The organism is Ruegeria sp. BHSA118, assembly GCF_059613405.1.
Map to the genome: position 1 here is coordinate 18,457 of NZ_JBXWSM010000046.1, position 15,100 is coordinate 33,556.

The 15,100-nt window shown below is 56.4% G+C and carries 13 protein-coding genes; 6 read left to right on the top strand and 7 right to left on the bottom strand.

Annotated features, from left to right (window positions below):
- Positions 1 to 46: 46 nt before the first annotated feature.
- A complete protein-coding gene (locus tag AC2FNN_RS14370; RefSeq protein WP_496759221.1) occupies positions 47 to 1,408 on the bottom strand; it encodes a metal-dependent hydrolase family protein in 1,362 nt (453 codons plus the stop codon).
- A 182-nt stretch (positions 1,409 to 1,590) separates the two neighbouring features.
- Here AC2FNN_RS14370 and AC2FNN_RS14375 point away from each other — a divergent pair, with 182 nt between their 5' ends.
- Complete coding sequence (locus tag AC2FNN_RS14375) at positions 1,591 to 2,616, top strand: helix-turn-helix domain-containing protein (protein ID WP_496759222.1); 1,026 nt, start codon at positions 1,591 to 1,593, stop codon at positions 2,614 to 2,616.
- A 627-nt stretch (positions 2,617 to 3,243) separates the two neighbouring features.
- Entirely contained in the window at positions 3,244 to 3,432 is a 189-nt protein-coding gene (locus AC2FNN_RS14380) for a hypothetical protein (RefSeq protein WP_496759223.1), read from the top strand.
- Positions 3,433 to 3,553: 121 nt separating this feature from the next.
- On the opposite strand, the gene AC2FNN_RS14385 is transcribed toward AC2FNN_RS14380, so the two are convergent.
- From AC2FNN_RS14385 to AC2FNN_RS14405, 5 genes are all read right to left on the bottom strand, one after another.
- The gene (locus tag AC2FNN_RS14385) at positions 3,554 to 5,053 is read right to left on the bottom strand and encodes an AMP-binding protein (RefSeq protein WP_496759224.1); all 1,500 of its coding nucleotides are present in this window, start codon (positions 5,051 to 5,053) and stop codon (positions 3,554 to 3,556) included.
- Positions 5,050 to 6,453: an acylating sulfoacetaldehyde dehydrogenase gene (gene sauS, locus AC2FNN_RS14390; RefSeq protein WP_496759225.1), complete on the bottom strand. Its 1,404-nt coding sequence runs from the start codon at positions 6,451 to 6,453 to the stop codon at positions 5,050 to 5,052. Before sauS ends, AC2FNN_RS14385 begins: the two co-directional genes overlap by 4 nt.
- A 64-nt stretch (positions 6,454 to 6,517) precedes the next feature.
- The gene (locus tag AC2FNN_RS14395; protein WP_496759226.1) at positions 6,518 to 7,480 is read right to left on the bottom strand and encodes a tripartite tricarboxylate transporter substrate binding protein; all 963 of its coding nucleotides are present in this window, start codon (positions 7,478 to 7,480) and stop codon (positions 6,518 to 6,520) included.
- 49 nt (positions 7,481 to 7,529) lie between these two features.
- Entirely contained in the window at positions 7,530 to 8,000 is a 471-nt protein-coding gene (locus AC2FNN_RS14400) for a tripartite tricarboxylate transporter TctB family protein (protein ID WP_496759227.1), read from the bottom strand.
- Complete coding sequence (locus AC2FNN_RS14405; RefSeq protein ID WP_496759228.1) at positions 7,997 to 9,508, bottom strand: tripartite tricarboxylate transporter permease; 1,512 nt, start codon at positions 9,506 to 9,508, stop codon at positions 7,997 to 7,999. Before AC2FNN_RS14405 ends, AC2FNN_RS14400 begins: the two co-directional genes overlap by 4 nt.
- Before the next feature lie 99 nt (positions 9,509 to 9,607).
- Between AC2FNN_RS14405 and AC2FNN_RS14410 the strand changes: the two genes are divergently transcribed.
- Complete coding sequence (locus AC2FNN_RS14410) at positions 9,608 to 10,648, top strand: LacI family DNA-binding transcriptional regulator (RefSeq protein ID WP_496759229.1); 1,041 nt, start codon at positions 9,608 to 9,610, stop codon at positions 10,646 to 10,648.
- A gap of 383 nt (positions 10,649 to 11,031) precedes the next feature.
- On the opposite strand, the gene AC2FNN_RS14415 is transcribed toward AC2FNN_RS14410, so the two are convergent.
- A complete protein-coding gene (locus AC2FNN_RS14415; protein WP_496759230.1) occupies positions 11,032 to 11,340 on the bottom strand; it encodes a hypothetical protein in 309 nt (102 codons plus the stop codon).
- A gap of 370 nt (positions 11,341 to 11,710) precedes the next feature.
- On the opposite strand from AC2FNN_RS14415, the gene AC2FNN_RS14420 reads away from it, so the two are divergent.
- The 3 genes from AC2FNN_RS14420 to AC2FNN_RS14430 form a co-directional block, all read left to right on the top strand.
- Positions 11,711 to 13,519, top strand: a complete 1,809-nt coding sequence (locus tag AC2FNN_RS14420; protein ID WP_496759231.1) for a hypothetical protein — start codon at positions 11,711 to 11,713, stop codon at positions 13,517 to 13,519.
- A gap of 934 nt (positions 13,520 to 14,453) precedes the next feature.
- The gene (locus tag AC2FNN_RS14425; RefSeq protein ID WP_496759232.1) at positions 14,454 to 14,699 is read left to right on the top strand and encodes a hypothetical protein; all 246 of its coding nucleotides are present in this window, start codon (positions 14,454 to 14,456) and stop codon (positions 14,697 to 14,699) included.
- Between the two features lie 38 nt (positions 14,700 to 14,737).
- Positions 14,738 to 15,100: aspartyl protease family protein (locus tag AC2FNN_RS14430; protein WP_496759233.1), on the top strand; the 363-nt coding region annotated here is incomplete at its 3' end.

The window sequence follows — 15,100 nt, forward strand, 5'->3', positions numbered from 1 at the left end:
AATAAGGGGGCGCGGGATGTCGAGGTAAATTCACCCCGCGCGACACTCAATCGAGTGTATTCTTGTAGATCACGCCATCTTTCATGATCAGGTCGATGTTGTTGGTGTAGTCGACTAGGATCTCGGCATCCTCGACCGGGTTTCCTTCAACAAGCAGCAGATCGGCATATGCGCCTTGTTCGATCACGCCCAGCGGGCCTGCTGTGTAGGGATTGAGTTTTCCTGACAGAGCCAGAAGTGCGGCCGATTTTGACGTCGCCTGTTGCAGGATTTCGTGCGAAGTCCACGCCTCCAGTCGGTATTTGAACTCATCGTTCTGCTTGGTCAGCGCGACGGGGTCGCCGATAATGTCAGTTGAGAAAGCCACGTTCTCGATCCCGAAATCTTTGATCAACTGCATTTGATTTCGTGCACCTGCTTGCACGCTGAGGAACTTTTCGGCGGCCCCTGGTCCAAGAGCGGAAATAACGGTTTGTTCGTCCAGTCCCAAAAGAGAAAAGAACGGAACGATCCAGGCATCCGCGTCTTTGATCGCTTGAGCACCGACTTCGGTCATCAGTTGCCCATGTTCAATGCTGATCACACCTGCCTCAATCGAGCGCACGATGGATTCGTCTGTATAGGCGTGAACCATTACATAGGTTCCCCAATCGGCAGCGGCCCGGACAGAAGCCTCAAGCTCTTCCGGCAGACCCTGAACGGTGTGTAACGGATCAACCTGAGAGGATACCCCACCGCCAGCCATCACCTTGATCTGGACAGCGCCAAGGCGCAGGGCTTCGCGGGTCGCGCGCAGTGTTTCCGGCACGCCATCGGCCAGGAACTCCAGATGCTGGTTAAAGAAGGATGGTTGCGCCCCCATGAAGTTGGGATGGGGCTCGGTGTAAACACGGTGCTCTCCATGCCCCGAGGTTTGCGAGATCACAGGCCCAGAGGCGTAGATACGCGGGCCAACAGCCTTTCCCCGATCAATCGCTTTTTGCAGACCGATTGCAGGGCCGCCCGCATCCCGCACTGTTGTGAACCCTCGCAGAAGCATTTTTTCGGCTTCAATTGTTGATACAGCACCCCAGTACATCCAGTCGAAGTTATCGCGCAGGTCAGCCACCGGTTCGGTGACCGTCATATGCACATGCGCGTCGATCAGGCCCGGCATCAGCGTGCGACCACCACCGTCAATGATCTGGGCATTGGCGACGGCCAGTGGTTCCGACGATATTTCTGCAATCAGGTTGTCCACGACCAGAACGTTTGCGTTCTCAATGCGCTGTTCATCGATACCGTTGAACACGTGCACGTTTGTAAAGAGGATGGGAAAGCTCTCTTCCTGCGCAAAACCTTGGCCCGCGATTACCAGGCTTACAGAAAAGGCTGTCGTGGTCATCATGCGTTTGAATTTCGGTGTCATTAAGGGCCTCCAAATCCGAATCACAGATGTATATTTCTGAATATGATTTTAGAGTGATTGTCGAATATTGCCTGACAGCATGACAGGTTTCGCCAAATTGATTTGGCATTCTGCAAGCTTTTCGCACTTTTTTGCGTGTTTGCTGTCTTTCTGTCGTTAACTTTATGATATTTGAGGGCGACATGGACGCATTTGACCAAACCACAAAGAAGGCCTTGCCGTTGGTTCGGGCATCGGTTGCTGCACCCGTGGTCGCTGCTTTGCGTGGCGCCGGAGTTGAGCCGGCTTTTGTTCTGGACCCTCTGGGTGTGAGCGAATCCCAAGTGATGGATCGCCAGAATTTCCTGTCACACGAGACGATCTATAAAATCCATCAAGCCGCTGCTGACGCAACATCACCGGACTTCTGTGCGCAAGTTGGTCAATCAATTGACCTTGTTCGGTTTCTGCCTCTTGGTGACATGTTGGCCGAGGCGTTGACGTTGGGCGACTTCTTTACGCGCTACACTCAAGCCGTCTCGAAAGAATCCAATGCGGTCACGCAATCGCTGCTTGTGGAAGGAGAGCACGCATATTTCAGTGCCAAGCGGAATTTCAAGATTTCGGTTTCGCCGGGACAGACCGACGCATTTCTGGCGAGCATCTGGATATCCTTGCTGCACCGGGTTCTGGATTTCAGGTGGGACCCGAGCAAAATCATTTTACGGGTCAGCGAACCTGACGTGCTCCCCAAGCATTTTCATGGTGTTCAAGCCATCAAGTGTAGCCCTCAGGGCTTTTCGATCCGGTTTCCTTCAACCTGGCTGAGCCATCAATTGATCCCGGAAATATTGGAAAACCCATCAGATCTTCCTGCCACTGACCCTGACCTTGCGGCACCGCAAGATTTTCTGACTGGGCTTCAGAGCCTGATCCGGATTCACCTCGGCGAGCCGGGATTTGGTGTAGACGAACTGGCACGCCTATGTGGTTTTCACCGGGAGACATTGAACAATCGGCTGGTCCCTTACGGGCAATCGGCCTCTCAGGTCATATCTGGCGTCAAACTGGAAGAAGCAAAGAAGCTGCTGGGTCCGGCAGGGAAGTCCGTTGGTGAGACCGCACTGCGGCTTGGCTATGCAGACTCGACCGCGTTTTCGAGGGCCTTCCGAAAGTGGTCTGGAATGGCGCCTGCGGCTTACAAGAAATTGGTGAAAGAACGGGCCTGACCATCTCGGCGCCATTGCTGATCGAGGTTTCTGTGCTCATAACAAGGCTGTACCAAATAGTGGTCTTGATGCTCGGCAAGAAGATCGGTGAACTAATCCCAAGTAATTTCCAGTAGCATTGCATCCTTCTTATTGGGGTTGAATTTCGTTTATCGAAGTGCACTTTTGTTTGAGAAATAACGCTTTAGTTGAATGGTTTGCACGAAAACTATAAAAAATTGAACGAGCTCTTTCAATAGTGCAAGGTTATGGGCAAATCGTGCAAAGTTATGCGCAGATGCCGCGCCAAATTATAGGCGCGCACATATGAATCTCCTGACTGAAATCAGGGGAAGGAATGCAGTGCTATGCGCGCCCCTACACATGTGTAGGGATCTCCATAGCACTGGGGATACCCCATAGTTTTACGGAATCCGCCCATAGTTCTGCGGGTTCGGTGGTTTTGAGTCGGCGGCTCGGCGTTGGCGTGTCTTCATCACATCGGCCATACTGCCACGCAGGCGGACCTGCTCAAATCGAAAAGTGGCTACAGGGAAGCCACCCGACATCTACCTGATGGCACATCGCCCGCCGTTCTTCATGGGGAGCAAGCTCGGTGTGAAGTTGGACCGGCGCTTGAGGAAAACAATGAACTCGCCCAAGGGCGTGGTACTAGCCAAACATCTTCTGGCAGAGTGGGATCTGGAACTTGGTCGGTTGATCCGTCTTGATGAAAGCCGGATTCCATTGGATCGTGGGCTCTACTTCGTCTGCCATCCCGGCGATCAAGACAGGGTCACGGTGAGAATTTTCATGAAATGGCTCAGATCGGTTTAAGCTCTGGTTCCGGCCCAAGTCTCGGGAATGCTGTTGTTGGCCAATGCTATGCATGCGCCCGTCTGGCTTGCATATCGGAAATTGCAAGCCTGCTTGCGGGGCCTCTATGGGCTGCAATCGGTCACTGTGTCAAAACAGGCAGCTTGATCCTTTGGATCTTTCCAGATGGACCCTTTGGCAAGTCTTGCAACAAGTGCACCTTATCAGGTGATTTGAAGGCACCCAGCCGTTGGACGCATATCGCGATGAGTTGGTCGGATGAAACGCTTGACCCGGTTCGCAATTTGACGGCGGCCTCGACGCGTTCACCGTAGGTTTTGCAAGGGCGTGCAAATGCGGCGGCCTCGATCACGTCAGGGTGCGAATAAAGAGCTTCGTCGATTTCACGAGGGGCGATGTTTTCTCCGCCCTTTATGATCAGTTCTTTCAAACGGCCGGTCACGAAGAAGTACCCGTCTTCGTCCATGTGCCCCAGGTCTCCGGTGCGCAGCCAGCCATCGGGCGTGAATGTCGCGCGCGTGGCATCCGGGTTCTTAAGATATTCTCTCATCACATTGGGGCCGCGTACGGCGATTTCGCCCTTGGTGTTTGGCGGCAGGGGGGTCAGATCTGCCGACAGGATACATGCCTCGTTGCCGTAAGCTTTGCCCGGCGATCCAATCTTGCGGACGCCCGGCGGCAGCGGGTTGGACAAGATCTGTGCGGCTGTTTCCGTCAGGCCCATTGTTTCGACGATGGGGACTTCAAAACGGGTTTCGAACGCGGTTTGTACATCCGGTGCAAGCGGCGAGGATGCCGAGCGGCCGAAACGAAGGCGTGCTCTGGTTTCATGCGCAGGTGTCAATTCGGAATGCAGCAAGTGCGAGATGATGGTCGGCACCACCGAAAACCACGTGGCTTTGGCGCTCTGGCACTGGTCCCAGAATTTGCGCGTTGAGAATTTTTCGGCCACGGCCAGGGAACCGCCGGATACAAGCGCGCTCAGCACGGTCACGCAGAGCCCGTTGATATGATAGATCGGAAGCACGCAAAGACCACGATCCGCCTGTGTCAGCTTGTGCGCAACGGTGGGGGTCCATCCGCCTGCCAGCAGGCTGACGTGACTATGCACGACCCCTTTCGGTCGACCGGTTGTCCCTGAGGTATACATGAGCAGCGCGTCGTCATCGGGGCCAAGCGCATGGAGATCAGGGGCCTTGTCGAAACGAGCGGCTGAATACCGCGTCATCTCTTTGGGGCGAACTCTGTCGAACAGATCGGTCTGCGCGTTGCCGACGAACGCAATTCGTGCGTCGCAATGGCCCAGCGCATATCCAATGGCCTCGTCCCCGGCGACAAGGTTGATGACCGTTGCGCGGAACCCGCCATACAGCACGCCGTAGAGGCATTCGATCGCCTCGCGTCCATTCGGTTGAAGGATGGCAATGCTGGCCCCCTTGTCCAATCCCTGCGCGGTCAGATTTTCGGCCAGTTTTCGTGCCCGATCCCTCAGGGCTGACCAGGTCAGCGCAGCTTCTCCGTCGAAAAACAGATAAGCATCACGATCACCGATGGTGCTTGCGCGTTCGTCCAGCCAGCTGCGGATTGTCCCGGCAGGGGGTATCTGATCGTCCATACTCATGTCCCCGCATCAGCCCAATAATCCGCGAAGATATCTTCGACGGAGGGTTCGATTGCCGGGATTTCACGGATGATTTTGGTGCTTTGAACAAAGTGCTTCCAATGCAGGTTCTCATCAATCGCATTGCCACCCCAGCTGCCACACCCCATCGAAAGCGAGAAAGGCATGCCGTTTTTGAATGACCCTCCGGTCGCAAAGGTGTGAGCCTGATTGACGATTACGCGGCAGGTGGGCATCGAGGCACCCAACGCCACCGCACGGGCATCATCGGCGGTGTGTATCCCGATGGAATGCCCCGCGCCCTGATACTGCAAGATTTGAGCGGCTATGGCTTGGGCGTCCTCGAAATCGTTTGCACGATAGAGCGCAGCCACGCGGCTTAGTTTCTCACCCGAAAGCGGATGGTCCGGACCGATCCCCTTGGTTTCAACTGCAAGGAACCTGGTGTTTTCAGGTACCTGACCAACCATGCCCAGTGCCTTGATCATCTTGTCGGCGTCCTGTGCGATCACTTCCCGGCTCAGATGCCCATCCGGCCAGAGCTTTGAGACGATCTGGTTTTCGTCCTTCACCAATGCGCCTCCTTCATCGGCAAGGGCTGCGACGAAATCATCATAGATTGCGTCGACGGCGATGATTGCGTTCTCGGACGAACAGGAGGTCGCATTGTCGAAGGTTTTGGAGGCCGTGATCTTCCGGGCAGCGGCCTTCAGGTCAGCTGTCTCATCGACGATCACGGTGACATTGCCCGCGCCGACGGCCACCGCGGGGGTGCCGCAGGTCTGCGCGCGATGCACATTGTTTTGACTGCCGGTGCAGATCACCCGGTCGCAAAGCTCCATCATCGCCTGAGTCTTGGCCTTGGAACCCGGCGGAGGAATCATCTGGACCAGATCGTGATCCAGCCCCAGTTTGTCGAACTCGGCATGAATATACTGCAAAAGCAGCTCGCAGCTTGCGACGCCTTTGGGTGACGGGGCGACAACAACCGAGTTGCCGCATTTCAACGCGTTGATGATATTGTTGGCGGGTGTGGCTGCCGGGTTCGTCGACGGCACCACGGCGCCAATCACTCCGATTGGGCGCGCAATCTCGGTGATGCCGGTACTTGCATCCTCATGGATGATCCCATGGGTTCTGACGTCTTTTATGTCGCGCATCAGGCCAAGGGTCTTGCGGTGGTTCTTGATCACCTTGTCCGGCGCATTGCCCAGTCCTGTCGTCTTGACCGCAAGTTCGGCCAAAGCCCTGTTGCGTGAAGGCTCCATGATCGCCCAGGCGGCGGCAGCAGCTGCGCGGTCATAGCGCGTCTGGCTGGCGCCGGCTTCGTATTCTTTCTGAGCGGCGCGCGCACGGGTCATGATCAAACTGACTTGGGCGATATCATCATGTGCATTCATCATTGAAATCCTATTGGTGGGGACAGGGCGGAAACCGCCCCATCCTGTGCCACTGCTCAAATCGTTACAGACCCGCCAGAAGTTCTTGCAGGGTTTCCTGACGTGCGGCCCACATCTGTTGAACCTCTTCGCGGGTCATGACGTGCATGGGTGATCCACCGGCTTTCATCTTTCCTGCCACCCGCGCGTTTTTGAACATTTCCGGGACTGTTGCGGCCAGTTTGTCGATGACCGCTGGCGGGGTGCCCTTGGGGACCATGACGCCGCGGAAATTCACGCTGGCATTGTCGATGTCAAAGCCTTGCTCTTTCAGTGTGGGGACGTCCGGCAGGAACGTGCTGCGTTCCAGATCGAACACGCCAAGGATTTTGACATTTCCGGCTTCCTGCGCGCGGAACGCATCGGACAGGTTGTTCACGCCGCCCATGACGTCGCCTGCAATCACGGCTTTCATGGCCGCCGCACCGCCGCCCTTGGTCGGGATGTACGCCATTTTGACCCCGGCTTCCTTCTCAAGCTGCAAAGCGGCGATGTGGTGCCCGACGAACAGGCCCGCACCCGAAAAGGTCAGCTTCCCCGGGTTCTCCTGGGCATAGTTCACCACCTCTTGCATGGAATTGAAGGGGCTGTCCTTGGCCACGACGAAAACCGCAGGATCCGCGCCCCAGTTGGCGATGGGCTCGAAACTGTCAGCCGAATATTCAACGCCGCCCTTGATCGACTGGGCGATGAAATGCGGGATGTTGTAAGCCGCCAGCGTATAGCCATCAGCCTCGGCCTGTGTCGCAAACCAGTTCCAGCCGACACGGCCACCTGCCCCCGGCTTGTTGATGATCGCGATGGGCATTCCAAGCGCGTCTTCATTGCCCGCAGTCATTGTGACGATACGCGCCTGAAAGTCGGTGGCACCACCCGCGCCATAACTGACCATCATCATGATGGGGCGTTCGGGGTAGTCCTGCGCAACAGCCGCGCCACCGGTCAGGGACATCAGCGCCAGTGCAGCGCCTGCCAGTAGATGTTTCATTTCAGATCCTCCCTTGGATTTGCGTAAGCCGCTTTTCGCGCGGTCTTTTTCAGAAAAATATCTCTCGTGGCGTGTAAACTTTGAGAAGCATGGCGAAGAGCCCATACATTACGGCCAAATACCCGATCGTGATGATCACACGCCTGGTCCAGGTTTTGATTTCGCCATGCGGTGCAGGGTCATAGAAGCTTAGCAGCAAGAAGAATGTGATCGTTCCGGCGGTGTAGAACCCCAGCGCCTTGGCGGCCCAAAAGATGTAGATGAGTGCGATAATCAGTCCTGGCAGAAGCCAAATGAAATCCTTGGGCGAGACGCCGTTGCCCACCTTGGTCCAGCCCAGAAGCGCCTTGGCAAACGTCCACAGGGCCAGAACGACAAACACGGTCGAAATCAGGCGAGGGAACAGGAAGGCTTCGGCCGGTTGCTGGGTATAGCTGACCCATGCCACCCAGATCCCGACGGCAGCAATGACGCCGGACGCCACGATATGTTGCGCGCGTGGAAGACTGACGGAACTCATGCCATGATCTCCTCTTTGGATGTGTAGCGACGACTGCGAAGCTCCATCCAGACTGAATAGGCAATTGAGGCGATGACGATTGCGATCAGAACGATATTCAGCGTTCCCGTCAGGAAATAGCTGGCCATCCCTTCGCTGGCCCCTGCAATCATCGAACCTTGAATGAAGTTCGCCTCGGCAATCGGGCCAAGGATCAGGCCAAGCACCAGTGGCGCAGCTGAAAAGCCAAATCGCTCAAGGAAGTACATCATGACGCCAAGTGCCGCCATGACGTAGACGTCGCCCATGCTGGACTGTACCGAATAGCTGCCGAAGACAGCCAGGCCCAGAACAACCGCGGCCATGACGCTTTGCGGTACCTGCGCCACCCGGGCGGCAAGACCCGCGACATAGAGGCCGAAGATGCACATCAATACCTGCCCGATCAGCATCGAGTTTATGAAGGTCCAGGCAACATCCGGGTGGTTGTCGAAAAGGTCCGTGCCGGGAAAAATCCCGTGGATCAACAGACCGCCCAGCAGCACCGCCGCGGTCGGCGACCCCGGGATCGAAAGCGTCAAAAGCGGAACAAGGCTGGGGCCGACCATGGCGTTGTTCGCGCTTTCCGCTGCGATCACGCCTTCGCTGTGGCCCTTTCCGAATTTCTCGCGCTCTGGGCTGAATTTCTTGGTCTGGTCATAAGCGACCAAACCCGCGATCTGCCCACCGACGCCTGGGATCAGCCCGATGACCGAGCCGGTAATGGTGCCGATGCTCAGCGCCCTCGGGCGGCGCAGAAGCTCGCGCACCGCATCCATGATCGAGTGCTTTTCGACCTCGATCACTTCGGCATTTGCCGCGTTGCGGCCCTTGGCGAACATGGTCAGGACCTGAGGAATTGCAAAAAGCCCGATGAGCGCGGCGATGATGTTGATGCCGCCACCAAGCGCCGGGTGGAAGATGAACCGTTGCGCGCCCATGATGTCATCGAACCCAATGGTCGCAAGCCACAGACCGATGCATCCCGACAGCAACCCTTTGACAACGGATGCACTATCCAGCGATCCAATGACGGTTACGCCCAGGATGGCGAGCCAGAACAGGTGGCTTGGTCCAAAAGCCAACGCCCATTGCGCAAGAACCGGTGTCAGGAAGATGAGCAGAAGCACTCCGATCACCCCCCCAACGGCAGACGCCAGAAAGCTCAGCTGCAACGCCTGTGCGCCCTTGCCCTGCCTGGCCATCGTATGCCCATCCAACGTCGTGGCGATGTTTGCGGGCGCTCCGGGAATTTTCAGAAGGATGGCGCTGACCGCGCCGCCCGCGACCGTCGAGGTATAGGCCGCGCCAAGAAGGATCAGCCCCTGAACGGGTGCCAGATGAAACGTGAATGGGATCAGCAGGGCCACGGCCATGGTGGGTGACAGCCCGGGGGTTGCCCCCAAAATCAGCCCGCCAACCGTTCCCAGGAGCAACAGCCCGAACGAGACCGGTGTGAAGACATCTCCGAAGTAATACAGAAATTCCACGTTGCATCCCTGTGTTTGTTTGCGCGTTGACATTTTAGGCTAAGAGATGAAAATAGTTTTGCAAATGTTTTCATAAATACTCCCGGATGAGCCGATTTTATGAATAAAAAACATATCGATAAGCCGGATATTGTCGCTGTCGCAAAGGCTGCCGGTGTTTCCATCTCGACGGTTTCGAGAAGCTTCAATCACCCGGAATTGCTCAAGCCGGCGACTCGGAAAAAGATTGACCGGGCGGTGCAGAAGCTTGGTTATATTCGCAACCGAGCCGCGCAAGTCATGCACGGCCGACGCAGCGGAACTGTCGGGCTGGTGGTGCCGACAATCGACAACGCCATCTTCGCTGAACTGATCCAGTCCTTCTCGGACGGGTTGGACCGGCATGGCTTCACGATGTTGATTGCTTCGCACGGGTTCGATCTGGAGCGCGAATACAAGATGCTGCGCAAACTGATGGAGCATCGCGTTGACGGGCTTGCGCTTATCGGGCTTGAACACTCGGAGGCGACATATCAATTGATCGAACAACAGGGTGTTCCGACGATTGCAATCTGGAACTATGACGATGAAGCGCGATTGTCTTGCGTGGGTGTTCAGAATTCTGAAGCTGGCCGTTTGTCCGCACGCCACTTGCTGGATTTGGGACACCGCGACATAGGTTTGATCTTTCCCGACCCTGCCGGGAATGATCGCGCATATGACCGGTTGCACGGCGCCTTGGAAGAATTGCGATTGGAACGGATCGAGGTTCCCGAACAATGGCGCCTGGAAGCCCCCTATAGCATTTTGGAGGCCAAACGCGCCTGCATAAGCTTGTTGGATCATTCACCACGTCCCACCGCTATTTTATGCGGCAATGACATTATCGCTCAGGGCGTGCTGTACGCGGCAAAACACTGCGGTGTGCGTGTTCCTGAAGACCTGTCCGTCATGGGAATCGGAGATTTCAAAGGCTCAAGCGAAATCGAACCGTCACTCTCGACCATTCGCATCCCGGCCAAGCGCATCGGCGCCCTGTCCGCGGAATTGATCACAAGCATTGTCGCAGAGCATTCCGAAAAGATCACGACGACCAAGTGCGACCTGAAAGTGCTGACCAGGGCATCGACGTCCACCCCATCAAGAGCGCCGTCCAGATGAATCTCGGGACTTCCTTAACCGATACAAGTTCCGAGACCTATGTTTTTGACCGGGCGGTGTCGAAACATCAGCGCCGAAAGTCTGCTCTTGTGGTTTGTTGCCAATCAAATACTCTTTTTGAGAAGGTCGGTATTCCGCGTCGACCGTGTTTTGCGCTTGTCGAAATACGCTCAAAGAAGTCCCTTGGCCGAACATCTTGGATCGCAGCATCGCCCATGACTCTTGAACGTTCGGCACGGGGCTGTTCCGAGGCCACTTGATCTTTCAGAAGGGGCCAACCCCTCAATCTTCGATCAGCGAAAAATCATCGCCGTCGTTCGATTTTCTTTCGCGGCTTCCCGCTTTTCTGGATCGCCGGGGGCCTTTGGGAACATAGTCGTCGTTCAACGTTTTTTCGACCAGCCAAGTCGCGTGGTGATCAGGGAAATGGAGTCCCCGACCTTGGCCGAGCGCACGGCCTTGTGCACGTCATGTGCATCCCTTTGGCGACCGGCGAATGACAAATCTACGATATCGAGCGCGGGCATCTGGTATTTTGTTGCGGGCAACGAGGTTTCGTTCAGGTCGAGCGTCACGCGCCTGTGCAGAACTGAATCTGAACCCGATTTTAGAAACGGGTGCGCTCCGGATGTCAGCACTGTGAGGCTTTGCTTTGCGCGGGTCATTGCCACATAGAACATACCGTAGAACACGCGGTGCCTGTAGGGAGACCTGAGCAGCCGTGTCGGGGCATCATAGCATCTGCTAATCCATTGTAAAAGCTCAGCTTTATCTCAGGATGAGGTTGCCGAAGAACATGGCACCACAGATATACGGCTTTTGCCATCCACTTGGCGAGAACTTCGAACGGGTACTCGTCCAACTGATCGGCTGCTCTTCTGGCTCTTGCTTCAGCGATCTTGGGCGATTTTGTCCGTAGCGAATAAAGCCGGGGACGAAAGCGCCGCAAAGCGTTTTCTACAGTTGGCGCAAGAGGCTAAACAGGTGCCCCCGACAAACGCACCGCCTCAAGGGGACGGCTCAACTGTCGCCCCCTATAACCCGTCGCTGTTTGAAAGGGCCATGACCAGTCTGCGGCAAAGCGGGATAGTTCCCCGCGCGAATATCAGGGATTTCGAAAGCATAGGCGCCGGTGTTCGTAATGCTACGGATACGGCCTTGTTCGGCTTTGGCGATGAGCTTAAAGCGCTGGGTAGCACAGCGACCGGAATCGGCGGGGAACGCGGTAACTTTGCGGATAACCTGGACCTTCAGGAGGCCCGATCCAAAGCCGTCGATGTTCACCACCCCACGGCCTCAACCGTTGGCGATGTAGCCGGGGTCGCAACCGGCGCGGCCGGAATTGGTAAGTTCGGCCTAAGTCTGGCGGCAAAAGCCAAGACACCGGGCAAGGTAATTGCTGGTTCTGCGGCTGACGGGTTTGGCTACGGCGGAATTGCAGGGGCTGGCTACACTGACGGAGACCTTGCCGAGCGAGGGAAAGGCGCTGCGACCGGCGCGGGGATCGGGGTAGTCACTGGCGGCGGTGCTGCCAGCGTAATGACGGGTGTACCCGCTGCCAGAAACTTCGCAGCCCGCCGTGTTGGTAAGCCCGTCTCTCAGGCAAGAGCCCGGATCGAACAGGCTCTGACACCAGAAACGGCGGCAAAACTGGATGACCTCGGCCCCGATGGAATGCTTATCGATGCGCTGGGCGAACGTGGGCGGGCTCTGGGGCGGGCAGCAGCCAATTCCAGCCCGGAGGCCCGTGAAGTGCTGGAAAGCGCCTCACAGGCCCGTATGGCGGGCCAAAGCGACCGGCTGACCGATAGCTTGTTGAAGGCGTCCCGGATGGATGCGCCCCAATCGATCGATGATTTAACGCAAGGCATTCGACGCAAGACGCAGCCGGGGATCAACGCGGCCTACGATGAAGCCCGGTCATTGGGTCACGATATCGATATGTCAGCCTTCGACGACTTGTTTCAGACCAGCATGGGCCAAAAGGCACTGCAAGAAGGTCAGCGCCTCGCACGTGACAGGATGATAGCCGAAGGAATCGCCGGCGAACCGTCCGCGCTGGCAATTCTGGATGAAGCCAAGAAGGCTTTAGACGACATGGCGCGGCCCGCTCTGGGCCAAGGCCCAAACAATCAGCAGGCAATTGCGGGGATGTTGTCAAAGCAGGTTCGTCAGCGGATTGATAGCCTGATGCCGGAGTACGGCGGTGCCCGGCAATTGGCGGCAAGTGCGCGAACCCGAGAGGACGCGGTACGCCTCGGGGCTGAGGGGGCTAAACCGCGTGTCTCAGCGGATTACGCGGGCCGTGCGAGTAAAGCAGCGGTGGCTCACCCTGACGAAGTGGCGCAGGGGTATGCCAGCGGCAAGATTGACCAGCTACAGAACCGCAGGGAAACACCTGGCGCTGTTGATACCCTGTTCGGCCCACGTCGCCAGCAGGACGCCATGCAAGCCGCTCTGGGACCAGAGGGGGCGAAAACGGTACGCACCCAGATAGCCAACGAGCGCGCCTTTGCTGACACACACAAGGCACTAACTGGAAACTCAACCACGGCCCGTCAGCTTATCGAACAGGGCCTTGTCGGCGGCGTTGGCGGGGGCGCAGGACTGGCAACCACAGGAGACCTTACCGGGGCTGGTGGTGGCGTTGCTGCGGCGCTGCTGGCGCGTCGTGGAGCCGGTGCGCTTCTGAGGGGAGCCACAGCAGGTCGAGAGGCCAAGGTTGGGCCGGTCTTGGCCGAAATGCTGACGAGGGCTGGTGTGCCAACACAGCTTCAAAGCGCGGTGACGCAGGCCCCCAACAAGGTCAGGGAGGCGATTGTTCGTGCGCTTATGTTGTACGCCGCAGGGCCTCAGTTGAGCCCGGAATAGAGGAGATAGGCCCCGTACAGCGAGGGGCCTATTATTCCGCAGAATGCCCCGAAGCCCAGAAACGCATATCCTAACCAAGATAGCTGGTTGTCAGTGTCTGTCGCCACGCTCTTGAATGCCCAGAAGCCAAGGCCCAATACAGATGCAGAAGCCATCGCTACGCAATACAATTGGAAAATGGTCAGATCCGCTACAGTCATATCCGTAACATGGACACGGGCAATCGGCCTGTAAACCCCAAGGGGGGGTAGTCAGCTTTTAAAGTGTCGCTAGCTCAGTGGGATAACCCGTCTATGGGTGTAAAAGTAGAAAGGGAACCAAACATGCCTGGACCAGAGCCCGGAGCGGTATGGATCGAAGAAAGCGACGGTGCACTCAGTGTGATGTTTGAGCGCTACTTCTGGACCGGAAACGCAGAAAACCGGATGAAACGTGCGAAGGCAATGTTGCGTCGCGTTCGGCGAGGTACGTGGGTTTGTCGCTGGTGCGGGGATGAGTTGCCCGACTATCGAAGAACAGATGCGCAGTATTGTTCTGAGGGGTGCAGGAAGCGGGCCGCGCGAAAACGGCGGCATAGCCAGAGTTAGTTCTTTCGGTCTTGAAATGGGGCGGTTGCTACACTGAAAGCAGTGTAGCGGGACCGTTTTCTAACGGGATTTAACGGGTCCAACCGCCATTGGCGGACGTAGTGCCGAGCGAGCCTTGAATCTTAAGAACGCCGTCGCTCCCTGCCGATATGCACGATTTAGTAACTCAGAGCCAACCTGAGCCTTGTGTCTGATGCTTCTTTGGGGCGCAATATCTGCCAAAGCACGCTCAAATCCGCTGACAAATTAAAGAAATTGCCTTTTTGTCAACACATAGTGCTACCATTTTAGATATTGAGACACTAAGCCGTTCAAGGTTTTGTTTTACGATTGTGGGGAGATTCAGAATGTCTACGCCTCTGGATTTAGAGATTAGAACCTATAACAGTAAGTTGCCGGAGCTGCTGTCGCACGGCGGCAAATTTGTCCTGATCAAGAATGACGAAGTCATAGATTTCTTCGATGCCTATCAAGATGCGCTTAAGGCGGGGTATGAAAAGTTCGAAGATGGCGTGTTTTTGGTCAAGCACATTGCGCCATCCGAACAGGTTGCATTCTTCACTCGGGATCTTGATGTCGAATGCCAAGCATAACGCTAAGCTACGGCGCGGCGGGTCCATTGGTTCAAATGATGGTTGGCCTTAGCAAGCCTCATGCCGATGCTGTTATCAAGCAAGGCAAACCACTACCCAGCCATGTAACCGGAACCTTTTTGATCGACACCGGAGCGTCAGGGACTTGCGTAGACCCGGCGCTGGTTGCGCCCCTTGGATTGACTCCGACCGGAGCCGTTATGATTCAAACGCCCTCAACAAACGGGCAGGCGCATCCCTGCCCGCAGTATGACGTAAGCCTGATTGTTCCGGCGAACGACGCTCAGACAGCACCGTTCTACATCGAGGCGTTACCAGTGATGGAAACCCATGTTCGCTCACAGGGCATAGATGGTCTCATTGGTCGAGACATGCTCTCTAAGTGCATTCTAATCAGTAAC

Bases quoted from the DNA above. Each gene is read 5' to 3' on its own strand.
- AC2FNN_RS14370 (WP_496759221.1), bottom strand. From the start codon at position 1,408: ATGACACCGAAATTCAAACGCATGATGACCACGACAGCCTTTTCTGTA.
- AC2FNN_RS14375 (WP_496759222.1), top strand. From the start codon at position 1,591: ATGGACGCATTTGACCAAACCACAAAGAAGGCCTTGCCGTTGGTTCGG.
- AC2FNN_RS14380 (WP_496759223.1), top strand. From the start codon at position 3,244: ATGAACTCGCCCAAGGGCGTGGTACTAGCCAAACATCTTCTGGCAGAG.
- AC2FNN_RS14385 (WP_496759224.1), bottom strand. From the start codon at position 5,053: ATGAGTATGGACGATCAGATACCCCCTGCCGGGACAATCCGCAGCTGG.
- sauS (WP_496759225.1), bottom strand. From the start codon at position 6,453: ATGAATGCACATGATGATATCGCCCAAGTCAGTTTGATCATGACCCGT.
- AC2FNN_RS14395 (WP_496759226.1), bottom strand. From the start codon at position 7,480: ATGAAACATCTACTGGCAGGCGCTGCACTGGCGCTGATGTCCCTGACC.
- AC2FNN_RS14400 (WP_496759227.1), bottom strand. From the start codon at position 8,000: ATGAGTTCCGTCAGTCTTCCACGCGCGCAACATATCGTGGCGTCCGGC.
- AC2FNN_RS14410 (WP_496759229.1), top strand. From the start codon at position 9,608: ATGAATAAAAAACATATCGATAAGCCGGATATTGTCGCTGTCGCAAAG.
- AC2FNN_RS14420 (WP_496759231.1), top strand. From the start codon at position 11,711: ATGACCAGTCTGCGGCAAAGCGGGATAGTTCCCCGCGCGAATATCAGG.
- AC2FNN_RS14425 (WP_496759232.1), top strand. From the start codon at position 14,454: ATGTCTACGCCTCTGGATTTAGAGATTAGAACCTATAACAGTAAGTTG.